This is a genomic window from Mycoplana rhizolycopersici, assembly GCF_013378445.1.
Taxonomy (GTDB): domain Bacteria; phylum Pseudomonadota; class Alphaproteobacteria; order Rhizobiales; family Rhizobiaceae; genus Mycoplana; species Mycoplana rhizolycopersici.
Window position 1 is genome coordinate 165,832 of sequence record NZ_JABXYK010000008.1, and the last position, 18,097, is coordinate 183,928.

An 18,097-nucleotide genomic window follows, 5' to 3' on the forward strand; every position below is an offset into this window, starting at 1 on the left:
ACCTGGAACTCGCCGATGGACCTTGCCACACTCTGCCTCGTCGAGGCGGTCCTGCGCACGCGCAGCGTCCGTGCGGCTGCAAGGCTCGAAGGCCGCCCGGCCTCCAGCGCCAGTGCTGCGCTCAAGCGGATGGAAGCGGCGATTTCCCTGCCGCTCGTCCGGCGGGAGGGGACGACACTGGTGCCGACGCTCGATGCACAGGTGCGTATGGACCGGCTGACGAAAATTGCCGTCGCCGCCAGGGATCTGTTGCATGTCGTCAACCGCGACAGCGAAGCCTCCCCACGCCTGCCGATGCCGCAGATCCCGCTTGAAGCGCTCGCCCGCCTCAGCGCCACTGTGCGCGCCGGAAGCATTCGCAGCGCAGCGCGCATGCTCAAGCTCGGCCAGCCGCAGCTGACCCGGCAACTGGCGCGGCTGGACAAGGAGATCGGCGCGCCCTTGCTCGCCCGATCCCGCAACGGCATCGCCTGCACGCCCGAAGGTCTCGCAGTGCTGCCGATCGCCGAGCGGATCTTCGAGATCTGGGCGAGCCTGTCGCAGGCCTCCGACGAACGCTTCCGCAAGAGCGCACGAACCTGGCGGCTCGGTTCGGTGATCCCCTTCGGACACGAAAGCGATATCGCGCACATGCTCGCACGGCTCGCCGCCGGCTGGCAGCGGTTGCGTCCGCGCCAGCCGCTGTTCATCGCCTCCACCACCGCCGACGAGCTCATTTCCGGCCTGCAGGCCCGCCGCTTCGACCTGGCGCTGCTGGACGTCGAGCACTATCCGGCCGAATTCGACGGCGCACTCGTCGGCCGCTCGCCGCTGGCGCTCGCCGTCGCCCGTTCGCTGGCCGCAGGGCATGAGCAGGCCGGCGACCTCCTGCGGCGTTATCCGATCGCCGTGCCGAGCGTCAGAAGCGGCCTGCGACAGATGACCGACCTCTATCTGGCGAGCACGCTCTCGCCGGCCGAACGGGCAAGGTTGACGCTGATCGAGGTCGATTCCATCCCCGTTATCATCAACCTCGTGCGCGAGCACGGGTACCTGTCGGTCCTGCCGGAACAGTCCGTTGCCCGCATCCCAGATCCCCCCACCCTCTTCCGCCTCGAGGCGCCCTTCCAGCAGTCGCTGAGCCTCGTCTGGCCGAGGAATGTGCTGGCGCGTGAGGCGGCCGACGCCGTGATGCAGATTCTGGCGCGGATCTAGAACGGCTTCGCCGCACCCCTCGATCAAGAAGGATGCGGCGAGAAATTGCGCATAGGCTGCCGCGAATGCCTGCGACGCGCTTGCGCTCCGTCAGGCGACGGCGGCGGCCGGACGCGGCCTGATGCCGAGCATGATGCCGATGGCAGCTACGGCCAGCACGACCCCGCTTGCCGTGAACACGCCCGCAGCACCGCTGGCGTCGAAGATGAGGCCCCCGACGGCAGCCCCCATGGCGATGGCGAACTGGATCGCGGCGACGAGCAGGCCGCCGGCGCTCTCTGCCTCGTCGGGAACGGTGCGGGCAAGCCAGGTCGACCAGGCGACCGGAACCGCGCCGAACAGCAGGCCCCAGAGCGTGATGACGGCCGCGTCAATGACCAGGGAGGCGCCGGTCGTGACCAGCACCGATGCGATCGCCGCCATCATCAGCGGCATCAGCGTCAGCGTCAGACGCAGGCTGCGACCGATCAGCAGACCCGCGAGCAACGTGCCGACGAAATTGGCGACGCCGAAGCCGAGCAGCACGGCCGAGACGGTCTCGATACCCGCACCGACATCCGTCTCCAGGAACGGACGCAGGTAGGTGAAGAAGGCGAAGTGGCCGCCGAACACCAGCGTTGCCGCCAGGATGCCGAGCCCCACGCTCGGCCGGGCGAGAACCTTGAGCGATGCCTTGAGGCTCGACGATCCGGTGGGCGCGAGGCTGGGCAGCGTCAGGAGCTGCATGACGAGCGTGACCGCGCCGAGCCCGGCGGCCAGCACGAACACCGTCCGCCAGCCGGCGACTTCGCCGAGATAGCTTCCGACAGGTGCTGCCACGATGGTCGCTGCGGACACGCCGCTGAAGATCATCGACAGCGCCCGCGGCACCGATGCCGCCGGCACGAGGCGCATGGTGATTGCCGTCGCCATCGCCCAGAAGCCGCCGAGCGCCACGCCCAGCAGCACCCTGCCCGTCAGGAGCAGGACCATGCCCGGAGCGAAGGCCACCATCAGGTTGGAGACGACCAGCAGGAGCGAGAAGAAGAGCATCAGGTGTCGGCGGTCGACGCGGCGGGCGAACGAGGTGATGAGCAGGCTTGCCGCCATGCCGACCACCGCCGTTGCCGTCACGGCCTGGCCGGCGGCCCCCTCGGTAATGTTCAGTTCGGCTGCGATCGGCGTCAGCAGGCTGGCGGGAAGGAATTCCGCCGTCACCAGGCCGAACACGCCGAGCGCCATGGAGACGACGGCGCCCCAGGCGGGCGCGTCGGCGGTTGCCCCGCTTTCGGAGGGATCGAAGATGGCTTGCATGAAACTAGTCCTTGAATCGTGAATGATGCAGTGCAACAAACCTAGGCTGGACGTTCCGGACGATCTATGGCACAAACGCCGTCATGCTTGATCATTCGTCCGAAAACGTGCGTGCCTCGACTTCCAGCGGCACATCACCGCGCACCATCGAGCCCGACCTTGTGAGCGAGCTGCTGCTCGGCATGCGGCTCGTCGGCCTCGACTATCGCCGTATCGAGGTGACGCCGCCCTTCGGCCTTGCGTTCGGGGAGGTCGATGGCCGCGCCCAGTTTCATTTCGTCGCGCGCGGCCCGGTCCATCTGCGCACGCCGGCCGGAATTCTCCACACGATGAACGCCGGAGACGCCGTGCTGCTGCCGCGCGGCGGAAGCCACGCCCTGCTCTCGCGCCCCGACACGAAGTGCCAGGACGTGCGCGCCCTCTCATCCGCCCCGCTTTGCAGCACCGTCAGCGCCATCAGCGCCTGCGACGGCGGGGGCGAATGCGAGGATGAGCGCGCGATCGTCTTCAGCGGCTGCATGGAATTCGATCTCGGCGGGCTGCATCCACTGGTGGCGCTGATGCCCGAGACCATGCTGGTCGGAACACTCATCGAGCGCTATCCGGAAATCCTGCCGATGCTGGAGGCGATGGAGCGCGAGGCAAAGGGTGCGCGCGCCGGCTTCGCCGGCATTCTCGCCAGGCTCGCCGACGTCGTCGCGGCCTTCATCGTGCGCGCATGGGTCGAATGCGGCTGCGGCGACGCCACCGGCTGGATCGCCGCCCTCCGGGATCCGCGTCTGGGCCGCGTCATCGTCGCCCTCCACAACCGGCCCGGCCACGACTGGACCGTCGCCGAGCTGGCCGAGATCATGGGCGCCTCGCGCTCGGTCTTCGCGGAACGCTTCCAGGAGGTCACAGGCATGACGCCGGTACGCTACCTGACCGAACTGCGCATGCGGCTGGCAGCGCAATGGATCGCCAAGGAACGGATGCCGATCGAGGCCGTGGCCCTGAAGCTCGGCTACGGCTCGCAGGCCGCCTTCAGCCGCGCCTTCAAGCGCATCACCGGCCACCCGCCCGGAAGCCATGCGCGGCCCCGATAGCAGTCACATATTGACACCGACGCGAGAATAGGGTTGCCTTACACTCAGGGTTGAAACCGTCGCGAGTAGGCACGTGTCCGGAATTGCATCGTACCTTTTACTCACCCTGGCGTTGCTCGGATACGGGGTATCGACCGGAAGCGATGCGCTGACTTTGGATGCGGTCACAAATGTGCCGATCGGAACGGCTGTGAGACTTGCGGATATATCGTCCTTCAACGCCGAGGCTGTTTGCATACTCGTCCCTTACCAGGATCGTCTGCATTCCGAAGATGCGTTCGCCGCCAGAGTAAATGACCATCTGGCCGCGAAAGGCTTTCGCGCGGACGAGGGACATTTCGCTCTGGTGTTCATAGGGAACCGGTCAATCGAGGTCGCAACTCTATCTCGCCGGCGGATTGATACGTTGCCCATGCACATGATTTCTCCGCCAGCCGCGCAGATGCTTCCAGAGGGTTTCACCCCTCAAAGTTGCACAAGTGGCGAGGTTGCCGCGCTTGCGAAGATCAAGTTCTTGGACAGAATTTATATCGTATTCGGCGTAGTTGATTGATGTTGGAATGATGGTCGCTGGCCAAGGGCAGGCCTCAACGCCTCCGCCCTCACCCCTTCCCCGCCGCCCTCAGCCGCCTTCGCGTCTCCGTCGGGCTCTCGTGGTAATGTGCGCGGTAGCTGCGGGAGAAGGCGGACGAGGAGTTGAAGCCGGTGGCGGCGGCGATGTCGGCGAATTCCAGCTTCGTCTCGATCACCTTGCGCCGCGCCGCGTTCAACCGCAGCGCAAGATAGTGCTGGTGCGGCGCAACCGCCATCGTCTCCTGGAACAGGTCCTGCAGATGGCGGGCGGAGATGCCGATGCGGCGCGCAAGGCGCGTCAGCGTCACCGGTGCCTCGACCGTCTCCTCCATCAGCCGCACCGCCTGGCTGACGCGCTGGTCGGCGACGCGCATGTTGCCGAGTGCGGGCACCTGCAGGAGGCCGCCGGTTCGCTCGTGCTCGTAGATGAACAGTCGCGAGACCTCGAGCGCGAGCGAGTAGCCCTGCCGCCTGCGGATGATCTCCAGCATCAGGTCGAGCGTCGGCAGCGAGCCGCCGCTCGTCATGCGCTTGCCGTCGATCACGTAGCGTTCGGTTAGCACCGTCACCTGCGGATAGGCGGCGGCGAAGTCCTCGCGGTCCTCCCAGTGGATCGTCACCGAATGGCCGTCGAGCAGGCTCGCCTGCGCCAGCAGCCAGCTGCCCGATTCGATCCCCGCCATCATGACCCGGTGGCGCGCGGTGCGCGACAATTGCCGCCTGAGCGCCGGGGTAGCGCTCTTCTCCCACTGGTAGCTGGAGAGGATGAACAGCGGCACCGTCTCCTGCTCGGGCTGAAATGTCCCGTCGACGGGGACCGGGATACGGCTGCGCGTCTCGATCGAGGCCCCGTCTGGGGAGAAGATGCGCCAGCGATAGAGGTCCTGCCCGGAGATGCGGTTGGCGGCGCGAAGCGGTTCGATGACGGAGGCGACGAGGATCAGGTTCGTCTCCGGCAGCACCAGAATATCCAGGTCGAGCGTCGCTGACGACGGATCGAGCATGTGGCATCACCTCCGCAAGATTGTTCCCGAAGTGTAAAGAATGGTGCCGAAATTGAAAAGCATGTGTCTTCCGCTTGGCCCGTAATGGCGTCAACGAACAATCCGGGAGAGACAAAATGCCCCTGACCATGAACCGCGACGTCTTCATCACCTGCGCCGTCACCGGCTCGGGCGACACGGTCGCAAAATCGAAGCACGTGCCGATCACGCCCAAGCAGATCGCCGAATCGGCGATCGAGGCAGCCAAGGCGGGTGCCGCGATCGTCCACTGTCACGTACGCGACCCGGAGACCGGCGCGCCCTCGCGCCGCAACGACCTCTACAAGGAAGTCACCGACCGCATCCGCCAGGCGGAGGTCGACGTGGTCCTGAACCTCACCGCCGGCATGGGCGGCGACATGATCTTCGGCGACGTCGAAAAGCCGCTGCCGCTGAAGGAACAGGGCACGGACATGGCCGGAGCCACCGAGCGCGTCTCGCACGTTGCCGAATGCCTCCCGGAAATCTGCACGCTCGATTGCGGCACGATGAACTTCTCGCTCGGCGACTACGTGATGACCAACACGCCGTCGATGCTGCGCGCGATGGCAAAGCAGATGACCGACCTCGGCGTCCGCCCCGAGATCGAGGCCTTCGACACCGGCCATCTCTGGTTCGCCAAGCAGTTGGTCGAGGAAGGCCTGATCGAGGATCCGGTGCTGATCCAGCTCTGCATGGGAATCCCGTGGGGCGCGCCCGACGACCTCAACACCTACATGGCTATGGTCAACAACGTGCCGTCCAACTGGACCTTCTCGGCCTTTTCGATCGGCCGCAACGCGATGGCCTATCCGGCCGCGGCCGTTCTCGCCGGCGGCAACGTCCGCGTCGGGCTGGAAGACAACCTGTACATCGGCAAGGGCCAGCTTGCGACCAATGCACAGCTCGTGGAGAAGGCGGTCAACGTCGTCGAAAGCATGGGCGCCCGCATCATCGGCCCGGCCGAGGTGCGCGAAAAGCTGAAGCTGACGAAGCGGTGAGGATACGGACGGAGGGTGGCGTAAGTCCCCCTCATCCGGGCCCTTCGGGCCACCTTCTCCCCGCTGGGGAGAAGACGGTGCCCGGCGCGTCCTACGCAGCATCCACACAGGCAGTTGAAATAGCCTCGAAGGCTGCGGCTACCTCCCTCTTCTCCCCTCGGGGAGAAGGTGGCCCGAAGGGCCCGGATGAGGGGGCCGCAGGACACCAACCAATTTGACGGGAACGACCATATGACCAAGATCAACAAGGCAGCCTGCATCGGCGGCGGCGTCATCGGCGGGGCCTGGGCGGCCCGCTTCGTGCTCGCCGGCATCGACGTCGCCATTTTCGACCCGCACCCCGAGGCCGAGCGCATCATCGGCGAAGTGATGGCCAACGCCGAGCGCGCCTATGGCATGCTGACCATGGCGCCGCTTCCTCCGAAGGGCAAGATAACCTTCGTGAAGAGCGTTGAAGAAGCCGTCCAAGGCGCTGACTGGATTCAGGAAAGCGTTCCCGAGCGCGTCGACCTCAAACGCGGCGTGATCACCCAGATCGATGCGGCCGCCGACCCCACGGCGCTGATCGGCTCATCGACGTCAGGCATCATGCCGACCGACCTGCAGCGCGACATGAAGCATCCCGAGCGCATGTTCGTCGCCCATCCCTACAACCCCGTCTACCTGCTGCCGCTTGCCGAACTCGTCGGCGGCGAGAAGACGGCGCGCGCGACGCTGGAGGACGCGAAGGCCAAGCTTGCGACGATCGGCATGAAGGGCGTGATCATCAACAAGGAGATCGAGGCCTTCGTCGGCGACCGGCTGCTGGAAGCCGTCTGGCGCGAAGGCCTGTGGCTGATCAAGGACGACATCTGCGACACCGAGACCCTCGACGACGTGATCCGCTATTCGTTCGGCATGCGCTGGGCGCAGATGGGCATGTTCGAGACCTACCGCATCGCCGGCGGGGAGGCCGGCATGCGCCACTTCATCGCCCAGTTCGGCCCCTGCCTGTCCTGGCCCTGGACCAAGCTCACCGACGTCGTCGACCTGACCGACGAACTGGTCGACAAGATCGCCAACCAGTCCGACGCGCAGTCCGGCGCCCGCGGCATCCGCGAGCTGGAGCGCATCCGCGACCAGAACCTCGTCGGCATCATGCATGCGCTGAAGGCCGGCGACGATGGCCGCGGCTGGGGTGCCGGCAAGCTTCTGACCGAGTTCGAGGACTATCTCTGGGCGAACGCCAAGAAGCCGGAAGTCGACCTCGGCGAGGTCAAGCCGCTGAAGATCCTGGACACCAAGGTCAGCGCCGCCTGGGTCGACTACAACGGCCACATGACCGAGCACCGCTACCTGCAGGTGTTCGGCGACACCTCCGACGGCGTGCTGCGCCTGATTGGCGTCGATCTGGAGTATGTCCGCGACGGCCACAGCTACTACACCGTCGAGACCCACATCCGCCATCTCGGTGAGGCCAAGCTCGGCGACGCGCTCTACACCACCTGCCAGATCCTGTCCTCGGACGATAAGCGCCTGCAGTTCTTCTCGACGATCTACAATGCGCAGACCAACGAGCCCGTCGCCACCGCCGAGCAGATGATGCTGCACGTGGACAGCAAGGCCGGCAAGGCCGTCGCCGCCCCGGCGCAGGTGCTGGACAAGGTGAAGGCGCTGACCGAAGCGCATGCCCGCCTGCCGGTGCCTGAGGGTGCGGGACGGCACGTGGGGCAGAAGCGCTAGCAGCGCAACGGCAGGGACGGGCTCGACGGGCCGCTGCCCCTCATCCGCCTGCCGGCACCTTCTCCCCGTGAACGGGGAGAAGGGACAAGCCGCAAACGACCCGTCGCTTCGCGGGAGAACGAGGCGACCGGTGCAAAAGTTGGAGAAGGAACTGGCAGACTGCCCGCGGACGGCCGCCGCGACAATCATTCGCGCCGAGCATTGGACCGGGCAACATAGCAAGCAGTGGACCGGGCAGCAGAGAACGAGGCGCCGCCGCAATTGCCTTCTCCCCGCCTGCGGGGAGAAGGTGCCGGCAGGCGGATGAGGGGCAGGCCAACACGCGCCGCCCTTAAAACACGAGGGAGAACACAATGAACTTCGCACTGACGGACGAACAGCAGATGATCGTCGACACGGTCCGCAGCTTCGTCGAGACCGAGATCTACCCGCATGAAAACGAAGTCGAGCGGACCGGCTTCGTTCCGCCCGAACTGGGCCAGGAAATCGCCCGAAAGTGCAAGGAGATCGGCTTCTTCGGCTGCAATTTCCCGGAAGAAGTCGGCGGCGCCGGGCTCGACCACACGTCCTTCACCCTGGTCGAGCGCGAGCTCGGCCGCGGCTCGATGGCGCTGACGGTGTTTTTCGGCCGCCCCTCCGGCATCCTGATGGGCTGCAACGACGAGCAGCGCGAGAAGTATCTGCTGCCCGCCGTGCGCGGCGACAAGTTCGATGCGCTGGCCATGACCGAGCCGGACGCCGGTTCCGACGTCCGCGGCATGAAATGCTTTGCGAAGAAGGACGGCGACGACTGGATCGTCAATGGCACCAAGCACTTCATCAGCCACGCCAATATTGCGGACTTCGTCATCGTCTTCATCGCCACCGGCGAGGAACAGACGCCGCGCGGCCCGAAGAAGCTGATCACGAGCTTCCTCGTCGACCGCGGCACGCCCGGCTTCGAGATCCGCGACGGCTACAACTCGGTCTCGCATCGCGGCTACAAGAACTGCATCCTCACCTTCGACGACTGCCGCCTGCCATCCTCGCAGATCCTGGGCGAGGTCCATCGCGGCTTCGAGCTGGCCAACGACTGGCTCTATGCGACGCGCCTGACGGTCGCCGCCACTTCGGTCGGCCGGGCCCGCCGCGTCTTCGACTATGCGCTCTCCTATGCCGCCGAGCGCAAGCAGTTCGGCAAGCCGATCGGCGCCAACCAGGGCGTTTCCTTCAAGCTCGCCGACATGATCACCGAAATCGATGCCGCCGATCTTCTGACCCTTTCGGGCGCCTGGCGCCTCGATCAGGGCCTGCCGTCGAACCGCGAGATCGCCTCTGCCAAGGTCTATGCTACGGAAATGCTCGCCCGCGTCACCGACGAGGCGATCCAGATCTACGGCGGCATGGGCCTGATGGACGACCTGCCGCTCGCCCGCTTCTGGCGCGACGCCCGCGTCGAGCGCATCTGGGACGGCACCTCGGAGATCCAGCGCCACATCATCAGCCGCGACCTCCTGCGACCGCTGGGAGCGTGACCTGATCATGACCCGCTCCCTCGACCGCCTCATCCGGCCCCGCTCCATCGCCGTCTTCGGCGGCAAGGAGGCGGGTCGCGTCATCGAACAGTGCGACAAGATGGGCTTTGCCGGCGAAATCTGGCCGGTCCATCCGACGAAGGCCGAGATCCACGGCCGCCGCTGCTACCGCTCCGTCGCCGAGCTCCCGCAAGCCCCAGATGCCTCCTTCGTCGGCGTCAACCGCAACCTGACGATCGAGATCATCCGCGACCTTGCCGCTCGCGGCGCCGGTGGCGCGGTCTGCTACGCCTCGGGCTTCCGCGAGGCGGTGACCGAGCTTGCCGACGGCGACGACCTGCAGAACGCACTCGTCGCCGCCGCCGGCGACATGCCGATCCTGGGGCCAAACTGCTACGGCTTCATCAACATGCTGGACGGCGCGCTGATGTGGCCCGACCAGCACGGCATGGTCAGGATCGAGCGTGGCGTCGCCGTGCTGACCCAGTCTTCCAACATCGCCTGCAACATCTCCATGCAGCAGCGCGGGCTGCCGCTCGCCTATATCCTGACGGCGGGCAACCAGGCGCAGACGGGCCTTTGCGACCTCGCCTGCGCCGTCCTCGAGGACCCGCGGGTCACCGCCGTCGGCCTGCACATCGAGGGCTTCGACAGCATCGAGGCGCTGGAGCGGCTTGCAAGCCGCGCCCGCGAACTGAAGAAGCCGGTGGTGACGCTGAAGGTCGGCAAGTCGGAACAGGCGCAACTCGCCACCGTCTCCCACACCGCCTCGCTCGCCGGCAACGACGCGGTCTCATCCGCCCTCCTTTCCCGCCTCGGCATCGGCCGGGTCGAGACGCTGCCGGAACTCCTCGAGACGCTCAAGCTCCTGCACCTGCACGGCCCGCTTGACAGCTTCGACATCTCGTCGATGAGCTGCTCCGGCGGCGAGGCCTCGCTGATGGCCGACGCGGGGGTGAAGCGCAAGGTCGTCTACCGGGCGCTCCGCGAGGAGCAGCGCCTGCCCTTGCGCGAAAGTCTCGGCCAGATGGTGACGATCGCAAACCCGCTCGACTACCACACCTTCGTCTGGGGCAACCGCGAGAAGCAGACCGAGGCCTTCACCGCGATGATGCGCGGCGGCTATGCTCTCAACCTGATCGTACTGGATTTTCCGCGCCTCGACCGCTGCGATGCGAGCGACTGGGTGACGACCTGCCATGCCGTCATCGACGCTTCGCGGGCCGCAGGCGCCCGCGCCGGCATCGTCGCCAGCATGGGCGAGAACCTGCCCGAAGAGACGGCCCTGATGCTGATGGAAAACGGCGTCGCGCCCTTCTATGGCATCGAGGAGGCACTGGCCGCGGCGGAAGCCGCAGCGACCATCGGCGCGATCTGGGAAAAACCCCTCCCCGCGCCGCTCCTGAACGTGGCTGCGGCAGACGGCGAGCCGATAACGCTGACCGAGCACGAAGCTAAAGAGGCGCTCGCCGCGTTCGGCCTGCCCGTGCCGGAGGGCCGCGTCGCCGAGACCGCCGGACAGGCGGCCGACGCCGCGGACGCTCTCGGCTACCCGGTTGTCCTCAAGGGGCTCGGCGTCGCCCACAAGACCGAGGCCGGCGCGGTGAAGCTCAACCTGCAGACCCGCGAAGCGGTGCTGGAAGCGGCCTCGGCCATGGCCGGCGTAGCCTCCGGCTACCTCGTCGAAAAGATGGTCGGCCGCCCTGTCGCCGAGGTCATCGTCGGAGCGATGCGCGATCCGGTCGCCGGTCCGGTGCTGACGGTCGGAGCAGGCGGAATCCTCGTGGAATTGCTGGAAGATTCGGCGATTCTGACGCTGCCGACCGATGAAACGGCGATCCGCGCGGCGATTTGCGGCCTCAAGGTCGCAAAACTGCTCCAAGGCTATCGCGGCGGCCCGCCCGGCGACGTCGACGCACTCGTCGCAGCCGTCGCATCGGCGGCATCCTATGTCGTTTCAAACGCTTCAATTGTCGATGAACTCGATATCAATCCTATCATGGTGCTTGCCAAGGGCGACGGTGTCGTCGCGGCAGACGCCCTGATCCGTCTGAGGAAGTAAGCCCATGACCGGACCAATCCGAAAGCGCCGCGAAGGCGGCATCCTGGAAGTCACGATCGATCGCCCGAAAGCCAACGCGATCGATCTGGTGACGAGCCGCATCATGGGAGAGATCTTCCGCGACTTCCGCGATGACGACACCTTGCGCGTCGCGATCGTCACGGGTGCGGGCGAAAAATTCTTCTGCCCGGGCTGGGACCTGAAGGCGGCGGCCGCGGGCGACGCGGTCGACGGCGACTACGGCATCGGCGGCTTCGGCGGCATGCAGGAACTGCGTGACCTCAACAAGCCGATCATCGCCGCGGTCAACGGCATCTGTTGCGGTGGGGGTCTCGAGATCGCGCTCTCCACCGACCTGATCCTCGCCGCCGAGCACGCCACCTTCGCCCTTCCCGAGATCCGCTCCGGCACCGTTGCCGACGCCGCCTCGATCAAGCTGCCGAAGCGCATCCCCTATCACATCGCCATGGACATGCTTTTGACCGGCCGCTGGCTGGACGCCGCAGAAGCGCACCGCTGGGGCTTCGTCAACGAGATCCTGCCGGCCGACAAGCTGCTCGACCGGGCCTGGGAACTGGCGAGACTTCTGGAGAGCGGGCCGCCACTGGTTTATGCTGCGATCAAGGAAGTGGTGCGCGCCGCCGAGGGCGAGACGTTCCAGACGACGATGAACAGGATCACTCGCCGCCAGTTTCCGACGGTGGACGTCCTCTATTCGAGCGAGGACCAGCTTGAGGGCGCGCGCGCGTTCGCCGAGAAGCGAGATCCGGTGTGGAAGGGCCGCTGAGCGGTTTTTTTTCCACATCGCTATGCCCTGAAATACCATGCTCGCGCCCGCCGCGGGCATTTGCATAAGGTGCATTTATGCACAGCGAAGGAAATTTAGGACGTTACATTCGCGACAAATTCAGTAATCTTATCAATCAGCAAGCGGTGGGAGCCGCAAAGGAAACCAAAGGAGAGTTGAATACCGACAAGGCGCCGGATCAGCGCCCCCCGCACAGCCGCCACGCGAAAAATCTTCGGCGGCAGACCAGAAATTCTACCAAGCAGAAGAAGGCCGGAACCGGCCGAACGAAGGGAACAGGGGAATGACGGACTTTACGAACTATCTCGCTCGCCAGGTCATGCTGGGCAAGATGAACCGCCGCGAATTCATGGGCCGCGCCGCCGCCTTCGGCGTGACGCTCGCCGCCGCCGGAACGATGTTCGACACCGCAGCGAAGGCCCAGGAACCCAAGCGCGGCGGCCATCTCAAACTCGGCCTCGAAGGCGCTGCCGCCACCGACAGCAAGGACCCCGCAAAGTCGCTCTCGCAGTTCACCTTCGTCATGGGCCGCAACTGGGGCGACATGCTCGTCGAATCCGAGCCTCTGACCGGTCAGCCGGTTCCGGCACTCGCTGAATCGTGGGAACCGTCTGCCGACGCCGCCACCTGGACCTTCAAGATCCGCCAGGGCGTCAAGTTTCACGACGGCAAGGAACTGACGGTCGACGACGTCGTCAAGACCCTGCAGCGCCACACCGACGAGAAGTCTGAGTCCGGCGCGCTTGGCGTGATGAAATCGATCAAGGAGATTAAGGCCGACGGCGGCAACCTCGTCCTCGTGCTCACCGAAGGCAATGCCGACCTGCCGCTGCTCCTGACCGACTACCATCTCGTCATCCAGCCGAATGGCGGCCTCGACGATCCGAACGCGATGATCGGCACCGGCCCCTACAAGGTCACGAGCTTCGAGCCTGGCGTGCGCGCCACCTTCGAGAAGAATGCTGACGACTGGCGCACCGACCGCGGCTATGTCGACACGATCGAGATGATCGCGATGAACGACGCGACCGCGCGTATCGCCGCGCTCTCGTCCGGCCAGGTCCACTACATCAACCGTGTCGATCCGAAGACCGTGGACCTGCTGAAACGCGCGCCGACCGTCGAGATCCTGAACACCTCGGGCCGCGGCCACTACGTGTTCATCATGCACTGCGACACCGCGCCCTTCGACAACAACGACCTGCGCATGGCACTGAAATATTCCATGGACCGCGAGACGATGGTCCAGAAGATCCTCGGCGGCTATGGCAAGGTCGGCAACGACTTCCCGATCAACGAGACCTATGCCCTCTTCCCCGAAGGCATCGAGCAACGCGCCTACGACCCCGACAAGGCCGCCTTCCACTACAAGAAGTCCGGCCACAGCGGCCCGGTGCTGCTGCGCACCTCCGACGTCGCCTTCCCGGGCGCGGTGGATGCTGCGGTCCTCTATCAGGAAAGCGCCAAGAAGGCCGGCATCGAAATCGAGGTCAAGCGCGAACCGGGCGACGGCTACTGGTCCAACGTCTGGAACGTGCAGCCCTTCTCCACCTCCTACTGGGGCGGCCGCCCGACCCAGGACCAGATGTATTCGACGGCCTACCTGTCGACCGCCGACTGGAACGACACGCGCTTCAAGCGCGAGGACTTCGACAAGATCCTGCTGGAAGCCCGCTCCGAACTGGACGAGGCCAAGCGCAAGGATATGTACCGCACCATGGCCATGATGGTGCGTGACGAAGGCGGCGTGATCCTTCCGATGTTCAACGACTTCGTCAACGCGTCCACCAAGCAGGTCAAGGGCTACGTGCACGACATCGGCAACGACATGTCCAACGGCTATGTCGCAACCCGCGTCTGGCTTGAAGGCTGATGACGGGCGGCGGATCGACGCGCGATCCGGCTGCGACGATGGCAGGAGTTGCGGGTTCCGACCCGCAACTCTCCCTCGCCGCGGGAACGGATGCGTCCACGGGAAATCAATCTTTGAATACAGCGACATCAAATGACCAGGGCGCGCTTTCGCCCTGGGGCAAATTCGTTAGAAAAAGCCCGCTTGCGGCACTCATCCTCCAGCGGCTGGCGCTCAGCGTGGGCCTTCTCTTTGCCGTCTCGATCATGATCTTCGGCGGCGTCGAGGCCCTGCCGGGCGACTTCGCCACCACCTATCTCGGCCAGTCGGCCACCCCTCAGGCCGTCGCCAACATCCGCAAGGATCTCGGTCTCGACCAGCCCGCCACGACGCGCTACTTCCAGTGGCTCGGCGGCGCATTGCAGGGCGACTTCGGAAATTCGTGGGCGTCCCGCAACTCGGTCGGCGAACAGATCGGCAGGCGCCTCGGCAACTCTCTATTCCTCGCCTTCTTTGCAGCGATCATCTCGATCCCGCTTGCGATCGGCCTTGGCATGCTCGCCGTGCAATTCCGCGACAGGATGGTCGACAAGGTCATCAACGTCATTTCGCTGGCGGCGATCTCGCTGCCGGAATTCTTCGTCGGCTACCTGCTGATCCTGTTCTTCGCCGTTCAGATGGGTGTCGCCACCTTCCCCGCCACCGTCTACGACAGCATGGGCCTGACCGAGCGCCTCTCGGCGATCGCGCTTCCGACCGCCACCCTCGTCCTGGTGGTGCTGGCCCACATGATGCGCATGACGCGTGCCGCGATCCTCAATGTCATGTCGTCGGCCTATGTCGAGACGGCCGAGCTCAAGGGGCTCAGCGGCCTTCGCATCATCGCGAGGCACGCGGCCCCCAACGCCGTCGCCCCGGTCATCAACGTGGTCGCCCTGAACCTCGCCTATCTCGTCGTCGGCGTCGTCGTGGTCGAGGTCGTGTTCGTCTATCCCGGCATGGGCCAGTACATGGTCGATGCGGTGACGGTGCGTGACATGCCGGTGGTGCAGGCCTGCGGCCTGATCTTCGCCGCCTTCTACATCTTCCTGAACATGGTGGCCGACATCCTCGCCATTGTCGCCAACCCGAGACTGAGGCATCCGCGATGAGACTGCGCTCCATTCCGCTCAGCGCATGGGTCGGCATCGCGGGTATCGCGATCGCGCTGATCTGCGCCATCTTCGCACCCTGGCTCGCGCCACATGGCGAGAGCGAGATCGTCGGCGACATCTGGTCGCCGATGGGCGGCGAGTTCCTGCTCGGCACCGACAATCTCGGCCGCGATCTCCTGTCACGGCTGATTTACGGCGCCCGCACCACGATCTTCGTGGCGCTCGCCGCGACCATCCTGTCCTTCAGCCTCGGCATGCTGCTTTCCTTCATCGCCGCCGTCACCGGCGGGCTCATCGACCAGTTGTTCTCGCGGTTCAACGACCTGATGATGGCGATCCCGACGCTGATCTTCGCGCTCGTCGTCCTCGCCGTCCTGCCGCAGCAGCTCTGGATCCTGATCCTGGTCATGGCGGTGCTCGACAGTACCCGCGTCTACCGCATCGGCCGCGCCGTGGCGCTCGATGTGGCGGTGATGGAGTTCGTCGAGGCGGCACGCCTGCGCGGCGAAGGCACGGGCTGGATCATCTTCCGCGAGATCCTGCCGAATACGCTGTCCCCGCTGCTCGCCGAATTCGGCCTGCGCTTCGCCTTCTCGATCCTGTTCCTCTCCACCCTCTCCTTCCTCGGCCTCGGCATCCAGCCGCCCGCCGCCGACTGGGGCGGCATGGTCAAGGACAACAAGGACGGCATCATCTTCGGCATCTCCGCAGCGCTCGTTCCGGGTGCGGCGATCGCCATCCTCACCATCTGCGTCAACCTCGTCGTCGACTGGCTGATGAAACGCACCTCGAGCCTGAAGGGAGGACGCGGCGATGCCTGAGCTGACAAGGACTGAACCGTCAAAGACTGGCCTGCTCTCCGTCCGCAATCTCAAGATCGAGGCGACCAGCTACCCGCCGGGCGAACCGCCGAAGACGGTCACCCTCGTCGAAGGCGTGAACTTCGACGTGCAGAAGGGCAAGGTGCTGGGCCTGATCGGCGAATCCGGCGCCGGCAAGTCCACCATCGGCCTCACCGCGCTCGCCTATGGCCGCGGCGGCGTGCGCATCACCGGCGGCGAGGTCAGGCTGAACGGCCAGGACCTCTTGCAACTCGACCATGCCGGCATCCGCAAGGTGCGCGGCGCCAAGGTCTGCTATGTCGCGCAATCTGCCGCGGCCGCCTTCAACCCCGCCCATCGGCTCGGCGAGCAGGTGATCGAGGCGACGCTGAAGCACGGCATCATGAGCCGCGCGGAGGCCGAAAAGCGTGCGCTCTATCTCTTCCGGGTGCTCGGCTTGCCCAATCCCGAGACCTTCGGCGAACGCTACCCGCACCAGGTCTCCGGCGGCCAGTTGCAGCGGGCGATGACCGCGATGGCGCTCTGCCCCAATCCGGAGCTGATCGTCTTCGACGAGCCGACGACGGCGCTCGACGTCACCACCCAGATCGACGTGCTTGCCGCGATCAAGCACGCGATCGAGGAGACACATACGGCGGCGATCTACATTACCCATGACCTCGCCGTCGTGGCCCAGATCACCGACGACATCCTGGTGCTGCGCCACGGCAAGATGGTGGAATACGGCTCGGTCAAACAGATCATCGAGGCGCCGAAGCAGGACTATACCCGCGCGCTTGTCAACGTGCGCGGCACCGCCCGTGAAGAGGCACAAGACCAGTCGGACACGCTGCTCAAGGTCGACAACGTCACCGCCGGTTATTCCAACGGCTTCAAGGTGCTGCAGAATGTCTCGCTGCACCTGCCGAAGGGCCAGACGCTGGCCGTCGTCGGCGAGAGCGGCTCCGGCAAGTCGACGCTGGCGCGTGTGATCACCGGCCTGCTGCCCCCGCAGGAAGGCACCGTCAGTTTCGACGGCAAGCCACTGCCGCGCGCGCTGAAGGGCCGGAAGAACGAAGAACTCCGCCGCATCCAGATGATCTACCAGATGGCCGATACCGCGATGAACCCGCGCCAGACGGTGCGCAACATCATCGGCCGGCCGCTGACCTTCTACTTCGGCCTGCACGGCAAGCAGAAGACGGAGCGCGTGCGCGAGCTTCTCGACCAGATCGAGATGGGCGAAGGCTTCCTCGACCGCTTCCCGGCGGAGCTCTCCGGCGGGCAGAAGCAGCGCGTGGCGATTGCGCGTGCGCTCGCCGCCCGGCCCGATCTGATCCTCTGCGACGAGCCGACCTCGGCCCTCGACCCGCTGGTGGCCGAGGGTATCCTCAAGCTTCTTCTGAAGTTGCAGGATGAGACACAGGTCTCCTACATGTTCATCACCCACGACATCGCCATCGTCCGCGCGATCGCCGACTCGGTAGCGGTGATGCACCGCGGCCGGCTGGTGCGGTTCGGACCGAAGTCGATGGTGCTCTCGCCGCCCTTCGACGACTATACCGACCTGCTGCTGAAGTCCGTCCCCGAAATGGAGATCGGCTGGCTGGAAAAGGTGCTGAAGACACGGCGGATGGAGAGCGCGGGGAACTGAGCTTCCGGATCACTGACGAGAACATCGCCCGCATGCAGGTCATCCCCGATCTGGAGAAGGTGGTGGCCACCGGCGGCAAGGCGGGCGCCCATGGGAGGCCCCCTCACACAAGGGTGAGGGCTCCAGGCGCCAACGCTCTACCATCCGTCATGCCGGACTTGATCCGGCATCCAGCGCGCAAGTCCTTGCGCGCAAAAAGTTTCCTTTGAGCCGCAGACGCTGCGCGGCTGGATTCCGGCTCGGCGGCCGGGATGACGGAGGAAGAGGGTCGCCGCGGCTGCCTCCACTTGCGAGGGATGCCGGCGATCCAGCAGACCTGCCAGACCGTGCTGCTCTTGCGCG

15 protein-coding genes are annotated in these 18,097 nt (G+C 65.6%); 13 read left to right on the forward strand and 2 right to left on the reverse strand.

All coding sequences use genetic code 11. From position 1 onward, the window contains the following. Positions 1 to 15 precede the first annotated feature (15 nt). Positions 16 to 1,194, forward strand: a complete 1,179-nt coding sequence (locus tag HV823_RS14810; protein ID WP_176950494.1) for a LysR family transcriptional regulator — start codon at positions 16 to 18, stop codon at positions 1,192 to 1,194. A 90-nt stretch (positions 1,195 to 1,284) separates the two neighbouring features. Here the strand turns inward: HV823_RS14810 and HV823_RS14815 are convergent, their stop codons facing one another. Continuing rightward, entirely contained in the window at positions 1,285 to 2,487 is a 1,203-nt protein-coding gene (locus HV823_RS14815; protein ID WP_176950495.1) for an MFS transporter, read from the reverse strand. Positions 2,488 to 2,570: 83 nt separating this feature from the next. Here HV823_RS14815 and HV823_RS14820 point away from each other — a divergent pair, with 83 nt between their 5' ends. Further along, positions 2,571 to 3,572 carry an AraC family transcriptional regulator gene (locus tag HV823_RS14820; protein ID WP_176950496.1) on the forward strand — a complete coding sequence of 334 codons (1,002 nt, stop codon included), beginning with the start codon at positions 2,571 to 2,573 and terminating at the stop codon, positions 3,570 to 3,572. A gap of 73 nt (positions 3,573 to 3,645) precedes the next feature. Beyond that, the gene (locus HV823_RS14825) at positions 3,646 to 4,125 is read left to right on the forward strand and encodes a hypothetical protein (RefSeq protein WP_176950497.1); all 480 of its coding nucleotides are present in this window, start codon (positions 3,646 to 3,648) and stop codon (positions 4,123 to 4,125) included. Positions 4,126 to 4,174: 49 nt separating this feature from the next. On the opposite strand, the gene HV823_RS14830 is transcribed toward HV823_RS14825, so the two are convergent. Next, positions 4,175 to 5,149 carry a GlxA family transcriptional regulator gene (locus HV823_RS14830; RefSeq protein WP_176950498.1) on the reverse strand — a complete coding sequence of 325 codons (975 nt, stop codon included), beginning with the start codon at positions 5,147 to 5,149 and terminating at the stop codon, positions 4,175 to 4,177. 116 nt (positions 5,150 to 5,265) lie between these two features. Here HV823_RS14830 and bcoG point away from each other — a divergent pair, with 116 nt between their 5' ends. The 10 genes from bcoG to HV823_RS14880 all read left to right on the forward strand — a co-directional run bounded on the left by bcoG (position 5,266) and on the right by HV823_RS14880 (position 17,755). Beyond that, a complete protein-coding gene (gene bcoG, locus HV823_RS14835; RefSeq protein WP_176950499.1) occupies positions 5,266 to 6,168 on the forward strand; it encodes a 3-dehydrocarnitine:acetyl-CoA trimethylamine transferase BcoG in 903 nt (300 codons plus the stop codon). A 231-nt stretch (positions 6,169 to 6,399) separates the two neighbouring features. Further along, positions 6,400 to 7,890 (forward strand): carnitine 3-dehydrogenase, encoded by a 1,491-nt coding sequence (locus HV823_RS14840; RefSeq protein ID WP_176950500.1) that lies wholly within the window; start codon positions 6,400 to 6,402, stop codon positions 7,888 to 7,890. 353 nt (positions 7,891 to 8,243) lie between these two features. Next, entirely contained in the window at positions 8,244 to 9,404 is a 1,161-nt protein-coding gene (locus tag HV823_RS14845; RefSeq protein ID WP_176950501.1) for an acyl-CoA dehydrogenase family protein, read from the forward strand. A gap of 7 nt (positions 9,405 to 9,411) precedes the next feature. Then, positions 9,412 to 11,466 carry an acetate--CoA ligase family protein gene (locus HV823_RS14850; protein ID WP_176950502.1) on the forward strand — a complete coding sequence of 685 codons (2,055 nt, stop codon included), beginning with the start codon at positions 9,412 to 9,414 and terminating at the stop codon, positions 11,464 to 11,466. A gap of 4 nt (positions 11,467 to 11,470) precedes the next feature. Further along, positions 11,471 to 12,253, forward strand: a complete 783-nt coding sequence (locus HV823_RS14855; protein WP_176950503.1) for a carnitinyl-CoA dehydratase — start codon at positions 11,471 to 11,473, stop codon at positions 12,251 to 12,253. 77 nt (positions 12,254 to 12,330) lie between these two features. Beyond that, positions 12,331 to 12,561, forward strand: a complete 231-nt coding sequence (locus HV823_RS14860; RefSeq protein WP_176950504.1) for a hypothetical protein — start codon at positions 12,331 to 12,333, stop codon at positions 12,559 to 12,561. Next, the gene (locus HV823_RS14865) at positions 12,558 to 14,147 is read left to right on the forward strand and encodes an ABC transporter substrate-binding protein (protein WP_176950505.1); all 1,590 of its coding nucleotides are present in this window, start codon (positions 12,558 to 12,560) and stop codon (positions 14,145 to 14,147) included. Before HV823_RS14860 ends, HV823_RS14865 begins: the two co-directional genes overlap by 4 nt. Continuing rightward, positions 14,147 to 15,277, forward strand: a complete 1,131-nt coding sequence (locus tag HV823_RS14870) for an ABC transporter permease (protein ID WP_246301466.1) — start codon at positions 14,147 to 14,149, stop codon at positions 15,275 to 15,277. The genes HV823_RS14865 and HV823_RS14870 overlap by 1 nt, the downstream gene beginning before the upstream one ends. After that, positions 15,274 to 16,101 carry an ABC transporter permease gene (locus tag HV823_RS14875; protein ID WP_176950506.1) on the forward strand — a complete coding sequence of 276 codons (828 nt, stop codon included), beginning with the start codon at positions 15,274 to 15,276 and terminating at the stop codon, positions 16,099 to 16,101. The genes HV823_RS14870 and HV823_RS14875 overlap by 4 nt, the downstream gene beginning before the upstream one ends. Then, entirely contained in the window at positions 16,094 to 17,755 is a 1,662-nt protein-coding gene (locus tag HV823_RS14880) for an ABC transporter ATP-binding protein (RefSeq protein ID WP_176950507.1), read from the forward strand. Before HV823_RS14875 ends, HV823_RS14880 begins: the two co-directional genes overlap by 8 nt. The last annotated feature ends 342 nt before the right edge of the window (positions 17,756 to 18,097 follow it).

What these genes read in the sequence shown, in the direction of transcription:
- HV823_RS14810 (WP_176950494.1), top strand. Translation starts at nt 16, where the DNA reads ATGGACCTTGCCACACTCTGCCTCGTCGAGGCGGTCCTGCGCACGCGC.
- HV823_RS14815 (WP_176950495.1), bottom strand. Translation starts at nt 2,487, where the DNA reads ATGCAAGCCATCTTCGATCCCTCCGAAAGCGGGGCAACCGCCGACGCG.
- HV823_RS14820 (WP_176950496.1), top strand. Translation starts at nt 2,571, where the DNA reads ATGCTTGATCATTCGTCCGAAAACGTGCGTGCCTCGACTTCCAGCGGC.
- HV823_RS14830 (WP_176950498.1), bottom strand. Translation starts at nt 5,149, where the DNA reads ATGCTCGATCCGTCGTCAGCGACGCTCGACCTGGATATTCTGGTGCTG.
- bcoG (WP_176950499.1), top strand. Translation starts at nt 5,266, where the DNA reads ATGCCCCTGACCATGAACCGCGACGTCTTCATCACCTGCGCCGTCACC.
- HV823_RS14840 (WP_176950500.1), top strand. Translation starts at nt 6,400, where the DNA reads ATGACCAAGATCAACAAGGCAGCCTGCATCGGCGGCGGCGTCATCGGC.
- HV823_RS14845 (WP_176950501.1), top strand. Translation starts at nt 8,244, where the DNA reads ATGAACTTCGCACTGACGGACGAACAGCAGATGATCGTCGACACGGTC.
- HV823_RS14850 (WP_176950502.1), top strand. Translation starts at nt 9,412, where the DNA reads ATGACCCGCTCCCTCGACCGCCTCATCCGGCCCCGCTCCATCGCCGTC.
- HV823_RS14855 (WP_176950503.1), top strand. Translation starts at nt 11,471, where the DNA reads ATGACCGGACCAATCCGAAAGCGCCGCGAAGGCGGCATCCTGGAAGTC.
- HV823_RS14860 (WP_176950504.1), top strand. Translation starts at nt 12,331, where the DNA reads ATGCACAGCGAAGGAAATTTAGGACGTTACATTCGCGACAAATTCAGT.
- HV823_RS14865 (WP_176950505.1), top strand. Translation starts at nt 12,558, where the DNA reads ATGACGGACTTTACGAACTATCTCGCTCGCCAGGTCATGCTGGGCAAG.
- HV823_RS14870 (WP_246301466.1), top strand. Translation starts at nt 14,147, where the DNA reads ATGACGGGCGGCGGATCGACGCGCGATCCGGCTGCGACGATGGCAGGA.
- HV823_RS14875 (WP_176950506.1), top strand. Translation starts at nt 15,274, where the DNA reads ATGAGACTGCGCTCCATTCCGCTCAGCGCATGGGTCGGCATCGCGGGT.
- HV823_RS14880 (WP_176950507.1), top strand. Translation starts at nt 16,094, where the DNA reads ATGCCTGAGCTGACAAGGACTGAACCGTCAAAGACTGGCCTGCTCTCC.